At 48.6% G+C, this 14,722-nt stretch carries 16 protein-coding genes; 5 read left to right on the forward strand and 11 right to left on the reverse strand.

Going from position 1 to position 14,722, the window contains the following annotated elements; genetic code table 11:
• The coding region (locus PMI05_RS02840; protein ID WP_007716939.1) for an ATP-dependent helicase at window positions 1-2,168 on the forward strand (2,168 nt) is incomplete at its 5' end.
• A 149-nt stretch (window positions 2,169-2,317) separates the two neighbouring features.
• On the opposite strand, the gene fabI is transcribed toward PMI05_RS02840, so the two are convergent.
• The 3 genes from fabI to PMI05_RS02850 form a co-directional block, all read right to left on the reverse strand.
• On the reverse strand, window positions 2,318-3,091 hold the full coding sequence (gene fabI / locus PMI05_RS02845; RefSeq protein WP_007716940.1) for an enoyl-ACP reductase FabI: 774 nt from the start codon (window positions 3,089-3,091) through the stop codon (window positions 2,318-2,320).
• Window positions 3,092-3,187: 96 nt separating this feature from the next.
• Complete coding sequence (locus PMI05_RS30630; RefSeq protein WP_007716942.1) at window positions 3,188-3,355, reverse strand: hypothetical protein; 168 nt, start codon at window positions 3,353-3,355, stop codon at window positions 3,188-3,190.
• Between the two features lie 39 nt (window positions 3,356-3,394).
• Entirely contained in the window at window positions 3,395-4,120 is a 726-nt protein-coding gene (locus PMI05_RS02850) for a ZIP family metal transporter (RefSeq protein ID WP_007716944.1), read from the reverse strand.
• A gap of 233 nt (window positions 4,121-4,353) precedes the next feature.
• Here PMI05_RS02850 and PMI05_RS02855 point away from each other — a divergent pair, with 233 nt between their 5' ends.
• On the forward strand, window positions 4,354-4,971 hold the full coding sequence (locus PMI05_RS02855) for a MerR family transcriptional regulator (protein WP_007716946.1): 618 nt from the start codon (window positions 4,354-4,356) through the stop codon (window positions 4,969-4,971).
• A 154-nt stretch (window positions 4,972-5,125) separates the two neighbouring features.
• Window positions 5,126-6,214 (forward strand): HD-GYP domain-containing protein, encoded by a 1,089-nt coding sequence (locus tag PMI05_RS02860; protein ID WP_007716948.1) that lies wholly within the window; start codon window positions 5,126-5,128, stop codon window positions 6,212-6,214.
• Between the two features lie 41 nt (window positions 6,215-6,255).
• On the opposite strand, the gene PMI05_RS02865 is transcribed toward PMI05_RS02860, so the two are convergent.
• Window positions 6,256-6,936, reverse strand: coding sequence for a TerC family protein (locus PMI05_RS02865; protein ID WP_039960132.1), 681 nt, complete (start codon window positions 6,934-6,936; stop codon window positions 6,256-6,258).
• A gap of 86 nt (window positions 6,937-7,022) precedes the next feature.
• Here PMI05_RS02865 and PMI05_RS02870 point away from each other — a divergent pair, with 86 nt between their 5' ends.
• Window positions 7,023-7,544: a hypothetical protein gene (locus tag PMI05_RS02870; protein ID WP_007716952.1), complete on the forward strand. Its 522-nt coding sequence runs from the start codon at window positions 7,023-7,025 to the stop codon at window positions 7,542-7,544.
• A gap of 215 nt (window positions 7,545-7,759) precedes the next feature.
• Window positions 7,760-8,239: a chemotaxis protein CheW gene (locus PMI05_RS02875; RefSeq protein WP_007716954.1), complete on the forward strand. Its 480-nt coding sequence runs from the start codon at window positions 7,760-7,762 to the stop codon at window positions 8,237-8,239.
• A 36-nt stretch (window positions 8,240-8,275) separates the two neighbouring features.
• On the opposite strand, the gene PMI05_RS02880 is transcribed toward PMI05_RS02875, so the two are convergent.
• The 7 genes from PMI05_RS02880 to PMI05_RS02910 form a co-directional block, all read right to left on the reverse strand.
• Window positions 8,276-8,944, reverse strand: a complete 669-nt coding sequence (locus tag PMI05_RS02880; protein ID WP_007716956.1) for a hypothetical protein — start codon at window positions 8,942-8,944, stop codon at window positions 8,276-8,278.
• Between the two features lie 49 nt (window positions 8,945-8,993).
• The gene (gene thpR / locus PMI05_RS02885) at window positions 8,994-9,590 is read right to left on the reverse strand and encodes an RNA 2',3'-cyclic phosphodiesterase (protein ID WP_007716959.1); all 597 of its coding nucleotides are present in this window, start codon (window positions 9,588-9,590) and stop codon (window positions 8,994-8,996) included.
• Window positions 9,591-9,654: 64 nt separating this feature from the next.
• Window positions 9,655-10,137: a hypothetical protein gene (locus PMI05_RS02890; protein ID WP_007716961.1), complete on the reverse strand. Its 483-nt coding sequence runs from the start codon at window positions 10,135-10,137 to the stop codon at window positions 9,655-9,657.
• Window positions 10,138-10,286: 149 nt separating this feature from the next.
• A complete protein-coding gene (locus PMI05_RS02895) occupies window positions 10,287-11,327 on the reverse strand; it encodes a hypothetical protein (RefSeq protein ID WP_007716963.1) in 1,041 nt (346 codons plus the stop codon).
• 3 nt (window positions 11,328-11,330) lie between these two features.
• Window positions 11,331-12,152, reverse strand: coding sequence for a 5'/3'-nucleotidase SurE (gene surE, locus PMI05_RS02900; protein ID WP_007716965.1), 822 nt, complete (start codon window positions 12,150-12,152; stop codon window positions 11,331-11,333).
• Window positions 12,153-12,260: 108 nt separating this feature from the next.
• Complete coding sequence (locus PMI05_RS02905) at window positions 12,261-12,692, reverse strand: DUF533 domain-containing protein (RefSeq protein WP_007716966.1); 432 nt, start codon at window positions 12,690-12,692, stop codon at window positions 12,261-12,263.
• A gap of 100 nt (window positions 12,693-12,792) precedes the next feature.
• Window positions 12,793-14,595 carry an SgrR family transcriptional regulator gene (locus tag PMI05_RS02910; RefSeq protein ID WP_007716967.1) on the reverse strand — a complete coding sequence of 601 codons (1,803 nt, stop codon included), beginning with the start codon at window positions 14,593-14,595 and terminating at the stop codon, window positions 12,793-12,795.
• Window positions 14,596-14,722 lie beyond the last annotated feature (127 nt).

A 14,722-nucleotide genomic window follows, 5' to 3' on the forward strand; every position in this document is an offset into this window, starting at 1 on the left:
CGCCTGCCACTGCCTTTCAGGCTGTCTTGGCTGCTACGGTCGAAAAGGATCACAGCGACGATAACACGAAAGAACCACTCGCATTCTCAACCAAGGAACACAGCGAGGCATCTATTGACGAAGAAAATACACCGACCATCGGCTCCTTTCGCCTTCCGAAAAAGAGAACGATTGGCACGAGCACGACGCCTCCCCCGCCAGCTCCGAAGCCACCGGTTTTCCGCAAACGCTTGATGCCGAAGAAGACCATCTCTCACATGGCTGAGCAAATGCGTGATCAATCGCTGCACCCGGGTCAACAGCAAGCGGTGCACGCTACCGAGGGGCCTTTTCTCATCCTCGCGGGAGCCGGAAGTGGCAAGACGCGCGTCATGACTGCACGCACGACTCACTTGATTTCAGACTTGGGCGTAAAGCCGAATCAAATCATGGTCGTGACCTTTACGACCAAAGCCGCCGATGAAATCCGTCAGCGCATTGCCCGGCAACTACCCGCTGGACAAGCACGTGAGCTGATTGCCGGTACGTTCCACAGCATCTTTTACCGAATGCTCCTGCATCACCAGCCAGAACGCTGGGATCAGCAGCGCCTCTTGAAAAAGGATTGGCAAAAATGGCGGTTGATGCGCGAGACCGGCGCACTGCTCGGTCATGACGACCTTGCCACGTTAAAAGAAACCGAGATCACCGAAGCACTCGGCATCATCAGTCGTTGGAAAAACGAATACATCCGCCCCCAGGAGGTCGCGTATCGGGAAGCAACGAACGATGCAGAAAAACGGGCGATCCAGCTTTATCCTCTGTACGAGGCCACGAAGAAAAAGCATCAATGGTTTGACTTTGACGACATGCTCATTGGCTGCTACGAAATGCTGCGCGATGATCCAGGACTCCTACGCCGTTATCAGGAACGCATTACCTATGTGATGGTCGATGAGTTTCAGGATATCAATCGCATTCAGTACGAGACTGTCAAGCTATTAGCCGCTCCACAAAACAATTTGTGTGTCATCGGGGATGACGACCAGTCGATTTACGGCTTTCGCGGCAGTGATCCGCAGTACATTTTGGGCTTCACCAAAGACTTCCCGCAGGCGTCGACATTCACACTCGAGGTCAACTACCGTTCCCATTCCTCGATTGTCAGTCTTGGCTACTCACTGATCGGTCACAACCGAGAGCGGTGGGCAAAGGAATGTCAGTCCTTTCATCGCGAGGAAGGCGACACGTATTTATTCGAGCCGGAAGACGAAGAAGAACAAGCTTCCCGAATCGTCGATGAAATTATCCATCGTCGTGAGCAAGGGGCCATTTTGGGTGAATGCGCGATCTTGTACCGCACCAATGAATCTGCACGCCCCATTTTGGAGCGCCTGAGCGAAGCAGGGATTCCTTTTCATTACACGCAAGAGGAAGATTCCTTTTACCAACGCCAGACGGTTCGCTGGACGCTGAATTATTTGCGACTCGCGTTAAACCCGGATGACACCGATGCACTGAAAGAAATATTGTCGACCCTCTACATCTCAGCTGAAATGTGGAATGCCTTGCGTAGCCAAGCAATCATCGAGGACAAGCCGATTCTGCACGTTCTTCCGCATTTGACACAGCTCAAACCGTATCAGCGCAAGCACATGCAGCAAATCAATGAGATTCTCACCGCGTGCAAGGATATTTCACCTGCTCAGGCATTGGAGCTGATCTATGAGGATGGCAAACTGCGCGACTATCTAAAAAAACGAGCGAAAGACCGGGAAGATGGCCGGGAACGTTGGAGCGATGAGCTGCAGCAAATACTGGCAGCTTCCAAGCGCCATGCGACAATCAGTGATTTTTTGGCTTATATTGATCAAATGGCGCGACAAGAAAAAGAGTGGCGCAATATGCGACCACTCCCGGACGAAGCTGTTCATGTTTTAAGCATTCATCGGGCAAAAGGTCTCGAATACGACCACGTCTTCTTGCCCGATCTGGTAGAAGGTGCCCTTCCTCATGAGTACACATTGGATGAACTGCGAAAAGGCGGCTCCGGTGCGCTTGAAGAAGAACGTCGTCTCTTATACGTCGCGATTACCCGGGCCCGTCGCAGCTTGTGCATCGGTATCCCCCGGGAGCGATTCGGACGAAAGACCCGCACCTCCCGCTTCATCGCCGAGATGGGCAGGTAAGTACTGAAAGCCGCCACCCATATAAATCAAGAATTCTTCCATATTCGTAATCAATGGAAACATAAAAAACAGGCCCCCTTTCACGCATTTTGGGTATAGTATGCGAGAAAGCGGGGCCTGTTATTCTTTTTCGGGAAATTTGCTTCTGGTTAGCCGCCCATAATGCTGTAGCCAGCATCGACGTGCAAAATTTCACCCGTGATTCCTCGGGAGAGATTGCTGAACAAGAAGAGAGCGGTGTCGCCTACTTCCGATTGGTCAATCGTGCGGCGCAATGGAGCTTTTTCCTCAATTTCCTTCAGTACGGTGTTGAAATTGCGGATTCCTTTTGCAGCAAGCGTACGGATTGGACCAGCGGAGATCGCATTGATACGAATGTTCTCTTTGCCCAAGTCGTTTGCCAAATAACGAACAGATGCATCAAGCGCAGCTTTGGCTACACCCATTACGTTGTAGTTTTGAATCACGCGCTCACCGCCAAGGTAAGTCAAGGTCACGATGCTACCGCCCTCGGTCATCAAAGGACGAGCAGCACGAGCAACTGCTACCAGGGAGAATGCGCTAATGTCTTGTGCCAGTGCGTATCCTTCGCGGGATGTGTTAACATACTCGCCTTCGAGCTCTTCCGTTTTCGCAAACGCGATGCAGTGCGCTAAACCGTGAATAACGCCCACTTTTTCTTTGATCACAGCAAAAGCAGCTTCGACGTCCTCATCCTTCGTGACATCGCAATTTACCAACAGCGCCTCTACTCCCAATTTTTCCGTGAGTGCCGCCACGTTTTCACGCAGACGCTCCCCTTGGTAGGTAAAAATCAGATTCGCTCCAGCATTATGTAAGGATTGCGCAATTCCCCAGGCAATGCTGCGGTGGTTTGCTACGCCCATGATGACGATGTTCTTTCCTTGCAACAATGTATTCATTATGTATCTGCCCCTTTCCCAACTTATTCCCCTGCATTATAACCGATCTTGTCCATGGATACGAGGGGATAAACGAGAGGGGCGGTACAAAAACACTTAATCGGTACTTCCTGCCTGATCGATTAGTGCAGTTAGAACGTCAGCGGAAGCCCACGATTCCTGCAATGGATTCAACGATGTCCCCATGACCGGGAATTCAGTCAGTGACTGCAAAAGATCGTCTGTTTGCATTTGCTCTTGATAGTTCATACTGTAAGTCCACACTCCCTTCCTCCAGACTAGACTGGCTAGGAATGGGACCTTTTATGCATGCAAGTGGTTCGCGTGCAAATAGGCAGACAAAATCAGATACACGGCCATGGCACCAACAAAATAAACTCCGTACTGTGCCTTTTTGGTTTGTCCGATATAAGGGACGAGATGGCTGGCGGATACATACAAAAATATACCGGTCGTCATGGCCAACATAATACCAGACCAATTCGGTGGAAACATTTGCTCGGCAAAACCAAAGCTGAGAGCTCCCGCAATCGTCGCGATTCCAAGGGATGTCGCCCCCCAAAATGCTTTCTTTCTCGAATTGGTCGCTGCCAGCAAAAGAGAGGCAATGGTTACGCCATCCGGAATTTTGTGTAGCAGCATCGCCACCAATACAGATACCCCTACTTCTGAATCCATCCGCAGGCTGGCGACTAATGAGACCCCTTCGACAAATGCATGCAATAAAAAACCTGTCATGACCCCAATCATTCCCGTGGAGCCAAACTCTCCGCTCGACTTGCTAATTAATTCCAGAGCAAAAAGCGTCACAAAGCCAACGAGCACAAATGGCATCAACCACAAGCTTTTGTCAGAAAAGACATGTGGCATCAAATCTAGCAGCGTAATCGCCAGCAGTAGCCCAGCCCCTGCACTGATCATCGCAAACAATGCCTCGGTTGACCAGGCACGCAGACATAACAGCAGTCCCCCGATACTGCTCGCCAAGGCAGCAGTCAAAAGGACAATCCAGAAAACAGATTGCATCATCCGGTCCTCTCCTCACCCAACGAGCAAAAACATGCTTACTCCTTCCATATGTACGCGCCTGTCCCGGTCATTATGAACAGACAACCAAATTTGACAAAATGCGACGATCTGTCCGAATCGGACGAAAGATCACTAGTTTTTAGAACCTTTGTCGATTCTCTCTTACCCGGAAAATTTTGGTGCTATAATGAGTCCACCGGGAATACCGAGAGGAAAAAAAGGAGTGATTCGGGATGGATGTACAAGTTTGGATGGCTTCAAAAGAGGTAGCTGATCGCCTTGATGTGCATGTTCGTACACTGCGTAACTGGCTGGACTTGTTCGTACCCGCACAGGAACGACTGAAAAATCCGCAGGGTCACTATTTGATCAGCGAAGCAGGCTTTGAACTGCTCAAGGAAGTAAAGGAAAGAAAAGACAACGGCAGCAGCTCGTTAAAAGATATTCAGCGCCAATTGATAGAAGAAGGACGCCTGTCTGAGGATATGCTCATGGAAGAAGAACTCGCAGGCGCGGAAGAAACCGCCGTTACGATCAGCGCCACAAACAAGCTGGGAACGGGCATGCGAGAAGTGGAATTGACGGTCCACGAGACACTCGTCCAATTTCAGCAGGAGCTCACACAGCTCTCCTCTATGAATCATATGCAATCGACCATTCTGCAAAAGATTGCGGATATCGAAGAAATGCAAGAGTCCCTTCGCTTGGAAATGCGTCGTGTTACTTTTGAACTGGATCTTATGCAGCAGCGCTTGACTCGTCGCAAGGAGCGCTATGCCCGCTACGAACCTCGCTGGTCACTCAACCCTTTCCGCTGGTTTACACGTTCAGATCGAGCAGCCGAGCAATAATCGTGTTTTTCGATAAGGGAAAAAATGACAATTAAGAGAAGTACCTCAACAGCGGTAGTCTCCCCATGTTCTACTGTGATAAAATGGTACTACATGAACTGACTGAAAATCAGGACTATTTACATTCCACAAAAAAAGGACTGGGGCTTTCGTTGTGAGAAAATTGCATATTACTTCGGTAAAGCCGGGCGATATTATCGCCAAGAGCGTGTTCCAAGAAAATGGGAACGTTCTGTTGGGGATCGGGGTACAACTAACCCCCCGTTACATTGAACGGCTTGTTCAATTGGGAATTGATACCCTGTACATTCAAGACAAGCACACAGAAGATATCATGCCGGAAGATGTAATCCGCGATGAGACGCGTAAAGAAGCCGTGGATGCCGTGTACAAAACGATGACCACCCTCATGGATCAGCCGCAGATCAAGCGCCGTACGTCCGCACCTGATTTCGGGAGCAGTTTTCAAAAAGTGTTTCGGGAAATCTTTCAAGATTTGAGCAGTCGCAAAGATATCTTGGTTAACCTGTCCAGTCTTCACGTGTTGGATGGTTACCTTTTTCATCACGCAGTCAATGTCGCCATTCTGTCCGGTGTGGTAGGGATGGCCAAAGGCTACAACCAGCAGCAGATGATGGAGTTGGGCATTGGTGCGCTTTTGTTCGATATCGGCATGACACAGGTTCCCAAGGAGCTCTGGACCATGCGTACCGAGTTAAGTGCAGAAGAACGCCAACGTGTCCAATACCATACCGAAGAAGGCTTCAATATTTTGCGGAATCAGCATAACATCTCAGTCGTCTCCGCACACTGTGCGCTACAGCACCACGAGAGATACAACGGAACAGGATATCCCCGTCAGCTGTGTGAGAAAAACATACACGAGTATGCACGCATCGTGGCAATCGCTGATGTTTACGATGCCTTAGTTTCCCCGCGTCCATTTCGGCAAAGCTATTCGCCGAGTGATGCTACCGAGTACTTGTTCGCTACAGGAAACACCTATTTCGACCTCGACCTGCTCAAGCTATTCCTGCAGCACGTCGCTATTTATCCAATTGCTTCAACTGTATTGCTGAGTACAGGGCATACGGGGGTCGTTTCCAAAGTGAATCCATTGGCAGTGAATCGACCTACAATCCGGATTCTTACCAATGAAGATGGCTCTGAAGTAGCCAGCACCTATGAAATCGATCTCTACGATAAAGAATGGATGAGCGTGACGATCGTCAAAACCTTATAGGCCCAGGACAAAGCTGAGATTCATTATTCATCTCAGTTTTTTCATGCGTGGGTACGTGATGTTTTCGTACGTTGCAAATATCCCGCTACTAACACGAGAGCAACCACCCCAATTCTGATTGCATATTCGAGCCAAAGCCTCCCGGCGATCCACTCATGCATCGTATCTTCCATTAGAATCATATTCACCGCTGTCACAGCTAGGACACCTGAACCAACATAAACTAGCCATACAAAGCGCTCCATTGCTTTTAGAATGAGCTGGCTGCCAAAAATCATGAGAGGCACACTAATCAAAAGGCCCAACACGATGAGGACGATATCTCCTTGTGCTGCCCCTGCAATAGCGAGTACGTTATCCAGTCCCATCATCACATCTGCTACGACAATCGTCTTGACCGCTTGAACCAAGTCTTCACTCGAGCTGATCGCTTCCTCCCGCTCGTCCTCGCGTAACAGGTTGTAGCTGATCCATAGTAGGATAACTCCGCCGATCATGTATAGATACGGGATTTTTAGCAAATAAACAGCAAGAATCGTAGCGATCACGCGTACGATGATAGCAAGAAACGTCCCCCACAATATGGCTCGTTTCCGTTGTTCGATAGGAAGCTTCCGACAAGCGATGGCAATGACCACGGCATTATCACCACTTAATACGATGTTGATGGTAATGATGAGTAGCAGTGACGAAAAAAAGGCAGATTCAAACAAAGGATGCACCCTCCCTGAACTTTTTGAGCCCTACTCGTCACCCTTGTACGGTGCCCCTAATTTTTTGTATGATGGTAACGAGGAGGGTTGTCGAAATGTCGAAACAATTCGTTATAGAAGCGATCATGTTGGCTATCTACGGGGAGTTGATGGTCCCATCGCAACCAGTAGAATATCTGATACCCGCGTCGACAATCTATGAATTGGACGAATTTATCCAGAGTCCTGAACCTATCATGCCCTACTCTACTGATGATCAGTATGTCCGGCGGATTATGAAAGAAATGAGCCAATTTTTTGCCGATCCATTCAATCGCAAGCGAATGGAAAAAGGACTGATAGCACCATGGTCCAAGGTTCCCTTTTCTTTTCCGAACGGTGTGACCCTGACGGTCGTAAAAGTGGAGGACAACGCCATGTGGGGGGAGATATTTGATCCCGTAGAGACACAGCTATTGTTGACGGCCATGAAATTTGAGGCCCCACTTCTCACAGACCAGCCTGATTATCAGGATCGGATATTGGAATATATCGTGCCTGTTCAATTTTACGATGTGGATGATTTTGATTTTGCGCTCGAGCAAGGAATCTCATTGAACGACCTTCGTGAACCATAATCAAGAAAACAGACCGACGAGCCTGACGCTTGTCGGTCTGTTCTTTTTGTTACTTTGGAGTCAGCATGACCATTGTTGTTCTCGCATCCTTGCAGATTATCCCCTGAAACTAGTTCATAAGTCTTTGCCTGTCACAAAAAAACGTCCTGAGTAGGTTTGCCCATGGTACAATATGGGTAAAGACATGGAAAGCGGTTCGGGGAGGAATAGTGCACATGGAAATGACGAAAAGAAGCAACGATTCGGATTGGGAGGCAGAAGCAGCAGTTGACCAACAGATTTTGTTTAAAATGGGGAATGAATATTACGGACTGTCGATTTCACTCGTACGTGAGATCATCAAGCCGCTGCCCATTACACGTTTTCCAAAATCTCCACCATATGTAGAAGGAGTCATTGATCTGCGTGGGCGGATCTTACCGATAATCAATTTGCGTAAAATGTTTGATCTGGAACCTTTGGAAGAAACGGATGACACTCGCTTTGTCGATTTACAGATGGATGGGTTGAACATCGGGATTATCGTGGATGCAGTCTCTGAGGTCATGAATATTCCGCAGAGCTTGATCGAGCCTGCCCCACCCATTATCGCTGGTGTAGAGGGCAAGTATTTGCAAGGCATTGCCCGTATGAACGACAAGTTGATCATGCTGCTCGATGTGGATGAAATTTTTGGACAGTGGAAAAAGAAGTAAGTGGCAGTGTAAAGCCCAGTGCGATGATGCACTGGGCTACTCTCTTCCTCCGCTTGCTAAATACGCATAATTCACCCACACCATCTCTTCGATTCCCAAAATTTCTTTGAACAGGTCAACCGAGTCGTACAACAGTGAAGCTCCTGTGTCGTCATCGACATTCGTCAACAACTGCAAATCAAAAAGGGAACGTAACTGCTGAATCTGCTTCGGACCCACGATCCGACCAAACGACTGCGGCTTGATACGTGTGATCCCTTTACCTACCTCGCGCCGATACAACTCCGAACGCACTACCCTCTCCAGTATGTCTTCATACTTTTGCCGAACGTCCTCGCTGTCTACGATTCCTTTCTGCAGGTCAATCTCTGGATAAAGCCTGCCAAACTCAGCTTCCGCCATTTCTACATCGAGCGAGTAGCTGATTGTCGCTGACGCAACCTCGAAGCCTGCATCGAACAAGCGAAAGCCCCAGCCATTGTCCTCAGCGTCATGAAACCAGAGGAGGGGTACGAATTGCTTGGACAGTCTCAGCAAAAAATCAACCGTCGTGGAGGTTTCCAGCCACTCATCCTGCAGGAAAAATGCATTCCAGTCGCTGTTGACGTTTCTGTGGAAGTGTGGCTGCTCTGTCTTGGATAAGGCAATCAGTACTTTCGGTTCGTATTTGCGTGGATAAAGAATGCCGGTCGTGAACTCACCCATCCGCTTTCCACCGCTTTCTGGAAGGCTTCCCTGATCCTTTCTTCTTAGTCTATTCAGGCAACGCTTGTTTTTTGCTGTGATCTTTATCAAACGTGCTCGTGTGGATCATCGTATGTACAGCGCCCTCCGGCAACAACTCAGAACGATACAAACGGAAATCCCGTGCCTTCCATTGTGGCGGCTCCTGCGCTAAATAACGTTCATTCCAATCCTGGAGGGCCAACTCATCTCCGTTGCGATGCGGACCGCGCGCAAGCGTAATATGCGGCCGATACTGTTTCCGATCGTAGGACAAGCCTTCGTGCAATTCGAACCGTCTGCCCAACAATAAATGGAGCTGCTGGAGAGGAGAAAGTTGGCCGCGCAGTCCCAGCCAGAGCACACGTGGATGCAGGGCATTCGGAAAAACCCCAAAGCTACCAACACGCAGGGTAAATGGCTGGATGATCGCGCTGACGATATCCATGTCCTCACAGATAGCGGGTACGAGTGACTCATCCACCTCTCCAAGAAAATGCAGAGTCAAATGCAAATTTGCGAGAGATTGCCACCTGTCCGCAGTCACATCTTGCTTCAACCGTTTTTGAACATCGGCAATATAAGCGGCAGCCTCAGCTGGAATATCCAGTGCTATGAATAAGCGCATTTCTGTCCTCCTTCGAAAAAAATAGCCCTCCTGTGACGGAGAGCCATTTATCTTTCATGCCGCGTTAGGCAGCCATCATCTTTCCGGTTACGATTCCCAAAACACTCCTGACATATTCCGCAAGACGGTTCGATCCAGGCTGGTAGGTAAAACGCAAGGTCAGCTCACTATGACCGACATGACCAGCGGGAGGGATATTCCAGAAGTACTCTGCTTCCCCGTATAAATACTCTTCAATGCGCTGCTTCTTTCCTTCGATATCGATACTCGGATCATGCGTCAAGGAAAACTTCATCATGACAGAAAACGAATCTGTCCAAACTTGATCGCGCTTATGTAATTTCCCGTGGATAACTACTAAACCGGCTTCTCCCCATAGATTGTACTCGAGTAAAGCCTGAAACTGCGGATGTACCTGTAGCTCCAAGGCAGGAAGTCCTCCTTCGATCGTAAGCGCATGACGTTGTGCCAGTTGCTCAATCTCCCCTTGAAAACGGTGGGCGCATTCAGAAACAGCCTGGAACAAATTGGGTTCAACAGCGTACATCGTCGTCACCTCTCCCCAATGGATTGTCTATCTTACCTAATTCGAACTCCCGCTTGTCATATCCTTTGTTGAAAAATGACTTATTTACCCATATTTCATCGAAGACCAAAAGATTCCGGGGTGAGTCTTTTTTCACAATCTCTCAACAATTACAGGTAAGGGACAGACATTCCTGGAAACGCTTTCGCAAACACCTGCGCGAGATGCTTCTGTACATCTTCATCCAGCTCCAAATGATAGAGGCGACCGCTCTCATAACGCAATAGTGGATACGCGCCTAGCTGCAAGGGAGAAGCGTCCTGCGACTGCACATACTCCGGCAAGGTCATCAAAAAGCGCGAGAACGGATTTGCTTCATCCTCTGACATATGAACGACCTCGAATAAATGCGAGAGACTTGGCGTCAACACGATCATCGCGTAATCGTCCGCTTCCGCAGCCCATACGGTAAAGGACGTATCCCGGACCTCGCTGCGGGCGTGCCTGCGCATAACCCACACCGCTTGCTGCACAGTACTCATCAATAAATGCTGGGCTCCTTCTTCACCATGGACATCTCTCATGTGCTTGTAGCGCAATACGAAGGCCATCCCCGATTCTGTAAAAACAGATCCAGGCAAGCTCATCGCTGAGATGCTTTCGGTCTCTTCCTCACGCACCTGCACCTCTTCAGGAAGTGTATCGGATGTTCCCTCATAGAGCGCCTGAATCATCTCATGCGTACGAGCCACTTCCGCTGGGGAAAAAGAAATCGACTCGGAATAGATGTGGGTAAGCTCTCGATCCGTGTAAGCCAAGTAGTGCAAAGAGGTATACGGCTGCTCGATCATTTTCAAGGCCATGCTTCGCTCATCAGCACGCGCTATGTCAAACGTCAAGGGAAAACCAAGTGGATTCAGCGGGTCCGACAGCGTCCAAATAACCGCTAGCAGTTTATTTTGATACGTCTTGAACTCGAGCGAAACAGCATCTCTCGTCTGCTCACTGAAAGCATCCACCGATTCGAACACCAAATACAGCTCCACTTCGCCCGTTCCACTAAGACGGACAAAGTAAGGAAGCCCCTCTTCTTCTGCCAGCTTGTACAAATCGTGATAAACCATGGGATCGAGCACCTCTCCCTGTGTTGACTCGTCTGGAGAACACAGGGTGTCATCGGGGGTTAGCGGAGGGAAAAATTCCTCATTCATGCGTTAATCCTCCTGTTTTCCCCAAGCTTTTAGCAATGCCCAATTGTCCATTTGTTTTAAGAGAGTCCGATCTGTCGCGTCAATGTGGACAGGGGTAATCGCAATATAGCCATGCTTGAGCAAATCATAGTCCAGCGGCTCCGCCAGCGGCATGACTTGAGGGTACTCGCGTGCCAAATAATAGCCTTCTGCTTCTTCGCTATATTTGTCTTCGTAGTGGTTCATGGACAAGGTGGCCGGAACCATTCCTTTCACCTCAGCCAGCGGTACATGCGGGATATTAATATTCCAGAATACCTCTGACGCCAGTTCTCCTTTGACCGCACGATCGCTGAATTCTTTTACAATCGGACGAATCATCTCCACTACATCTCCGTAGTTGTCTTGATCGAACCAGTTATCATAGGAAAGGGCAACACCGGGAACACCCAAGATTACTGCCTCCCTGGCACCGCTGCACGTACCGGAGTAATAAATATCACGTCCGAGATTCGTCCCGACGTTAATCCCCGAGAATACGATATCCGGCTTTTTCCCATGTTCAAACAGGAGGTGGTAAGCAGCTTTTACACAGTCTGCAGGGTTGCCATTGACCGCCCACGCTTTCACCGGCATTCCGTAAAAATCACGCTGTTCAGGCGCGAGTGCACTGCGATAAGTGATTCCATGTCCGACCCCGCTCTTCTCTTCAACCGGTGCCACTATATAGACTTCCGTTTCCTCCAAAGTGAGCAAAGCTTCTACCAACCGCTTGATACCAAGAGCATCGATGCCATCATCATTCGTAACCAAGATCCGCAAAATAGGGTCTCCTCCTTCATCCATAGCGTTGCCACTCGCTGAGACGTTATTTTTCTTATTGTACTGTAGATAACGAGGCTGCGCCACGCTTCCACCTAAAACGAAAGGACCCCAATCATATTGGGGCCCCGGCTATTCGCCTACAATATCTTTCCAGCGTTCGCGCCAGGCAATCCCTTCGCGAATCCACTCTTCTACTTGACGCTGCTTTTCCTCCGAGATTCCGATCAGGCATGCGATACGGGCAATCTCTTTTGTTTCCGACGGTGATAGCTTCCGATCGATCAATGCCATGTGGTAGAGCTTGCGCATCATAACGAGCTTTTCAGCCTGCGTCATGGCTACCAGATCTTCCACGATGACCTCCGGACGCTTCGGATAATCCATGTCATCCATTAAAATTTGTCGTTCTTTCAATGTAAAATGCTCCGAATTCACGATTTCATGAATACGATCCATTTCTTTATTTCCTATATAACCGTCGGCGTGCCCGACGCAGATCATCAAGCGAATGGACGCAAACAAAATGTGTTTGTCCTTTTCGATTTTGGTATACACCGGCATAGTTCCTCCTCAAAAAACTTTATGAGCATAATATATAACTACATATGATAATACGATGAAAGACGAAAGCGGTTTCACATAATTATGTGACAAATTTATGCTATTCCCTAACAAAAATGCGTCTGAAATCAATCCAGCCATAGGCATCCAGACTTACACCAGATAACCGCGGATGTGCAAGCATTTCTACGCGATTCGAATACAGTGGGACAAACGTACTGCAAGCTGCAAGCGTATGCATGATACTGTCCACGCAAGCTTGTCGGTCTTGTGCTGTTTGGACGCCCGACATGCGGTTCATCCAATACGTGATCTCTTCCTTTCCATGCGGATCTAAATGATGAGAAATACTCAACGCACCAGCGTATAGAAATTCTCGTAAAGACAGCTCCGCCCTTTCATCTACATTCGCACTATCCACAACCAAATCTGCCTCTTGTAATAACGAAGGCAAGGCAAGCTCCTCCGGGGATGCATACCTGATCTCTATGGCAATTCCGTATTCCTTGCACGCTTTCTGAATCCACTGGGCATCTTCTATATGATCGGAATCTGGATACGTATAGAGCGACAGTGCCTCTCCCAGATATCCGCTCTCTTTGAAAATACGAACCAACTCCAGTGAATCCGGCACCTCTCTTTTTTCTTGGAACGAATCACTTCCACCCCAGATGACTGCATGCTCCCTCGTTCCCTGTAGCTCTTGTCTCAAGGCTTGTCCACAAATAATAGCTACCATGAGACTCCGAAACTCGCTATGTGACAGCGGGCCATTTTTTGCTCCATTCAAGCTGACGTATTGAAAACAATCTTCCAATCTGCCAACGTCACTCCACGCCAGAAAGCTCGTATCCCGATGATCATCCAAAGCCGTTACGGATAATAAGCTCTCATCTGCCTGTGCTTCTGCTGCCATTCTAGGTACGCACCAGATTTCGATTCGGTCCAAGAACGGCCTCCCCCCAAAATAAGGCGTGAACGCTTCTAGTACGAGCATGGAATCGTCGTTACGGACTACTCGAAACGGCCCCGTTCCTACTGGCATTTGCGCAAATTGCTCCCCCATCTCCAGAACGTAATCACAGGGGACAATCGCCATATATTCCTTGCTCAGTGCCTGTAAAAACAATTCATCCGGCATATGCAAAGAGATCGTCAATACGTAGTCATCTTTTACGGTAATCGATTCGATTGAAGTGGCTAGCCAGCGATGTTTATAGGAATGCTCCATCAAACGAAGCAAGGAGAAGCGCACATCTTCGGCAACAAGTGGACGGCCATGATGGAATAAGACACCTTTCCGCAAGTAAAAAGTCCACTGCTTTCCTTCTTCACTAGCCTCCCAATAAAAAGCGGTAGCGGGTTCAATCCGTTTCGTGATTGGATCAAACTGGACCAAAGAATCAAATAGCTGCTTGACCATATGTGACTCAGAGCGCAGGAGAATATGAATCGGATCAAGCCCTGCGAATGGTCGACTGTAAAACAATCGCAAGGTATCGACTCTGCCCTTACTTCCCTTTTCCCGCTTCACACGATGTCCAAACTGACTATTCATCCATCGTGAAAATTTTTCACCCAAAACAGGCAAATTTATCCCATACTCATCAATCATATCCCGTGCAGCACGAATCTCCCCTTTTTGCACGAGTTCCTTGGCTACGCTCATGATCAAGTCTTCGGGCACTAGCAAGCATGTCAATACAGATCGATTTCCTCGCCCCCTCCCTGGCTGCCAGACTACCCATCCCTGGCTTTGCATTTTTTTCAAGGTCAAGGTCGCATTCCGCAAGGTACAAAATAAAAGCGAAGCAACTTCAGCTAACGATATGTCAAGCGGATGCCCTATCGTTTCATCAGGCCGCCCCGCACATAAACGCATGTATTGTTCAACGAGTTGCATCTTGCCACCACCAATTTCCTCATAAAACATGAAAAAGCTATTCGCCTAATCGTACGCTTTTTCTCCGGTCTTTGCCACCTTACAATTCTAAAAACACCAACTAACCGGAAAAGCCGTAGAAAGGATT

It is taken from the genome of Brevibacillus sp. BC25 (assembly GCF_000282075.1).
In the GTDB taxonomy this organism is placed as follows: domain Bacteria; phylum Bacillota; class Bacilli; order Brevibacillales; family Brevibacillaceae; genus Brevibacillus.

Bases quoted from the DNA above. Each gene is read 5' to 3' on its own strand.
- fabI (WP_007716940.1), bottom strand. From the start codon at position 3,091: ATGAATACATTGTTGCAAGGAAAGAACATCGTCATCATGGGCGTAGCA.
- PMI05_RS02850 (WP_007716944.1), bottom strand. From the start codon at position 4,120: ATGATGCAATCTGTTTTCTGGATTGTCCTTTTGACTGCTGCCTTGGCG.
- PMI05_RS02855 (WP_007716946.1), top strand. From the start codon at position 4,354: ATGGATGTACAAGTTTGGATGGCTTCAAAAGAGGTAGCTGATCGCCTT.
- PMI05_RS02870 (WP_007716952.1), top strand. From the start codon at position 7,023: ATGTCGAAACAATTCGTTATAGAAGCGATCATGTTGGCTATCTACGGG.
- PMI05_RS02875 (WP_007716954.1), top strand. From the start codon at position 7,760: ATGGAAATGACGAAAAGAAGCAACGATTCGGATTGGGAGGCAGAAGCA.
- PMI05_RS02880 (WP_007716956.1), bottom strand. From the start codon at position 8,944: ATGGGTGAGTTCACGACCGGCATTCTTTATCCACGCAAATACGAACCG.
- thpR (WP_007716959.1), bottom strand. From the start codon at position 9,590: ATGCGCTTATTCATAGCACTGGATATTCCAGCTGAGGCTGCCGCTTAT.
- PMI05_RS02890 (WP_007716961.1), bottom strand. From the start codon at position 10,137: ATGTACGCTGTTGAACCCAATTTGTTCCAGGCTGTTTCTGAATGCGCC.
- PMI05_RS02895 (WP_007716963.1), bottom strand. From the start codon at position 11,327: ATGAATGAGGAATTTTTCCCTCCGCTAACCCCCGATGACACCCTGTGT.
- surE (WP_007716965.1), bottom strand. From the start codon at position 12,152: ATGGATGAAGGAGGAGACCCTATTTTGCGGATCTTGGTTACGAATGAT.
- PMI05_RS02905 (WP_007716966.1), bottom strand. From the start codon at position 12,692: ATGCCGGTGTATACCAAAATCGAAAAGGACAAACACATTTTGTTTGCG.
- PMI05_RS02910 (WP_007716967.1), bottom strand. From the start codon at position 14,595: ATGCAACTCGTTGAACAATACATGCGTTTATGTGCGGGGCGGCCTGAT.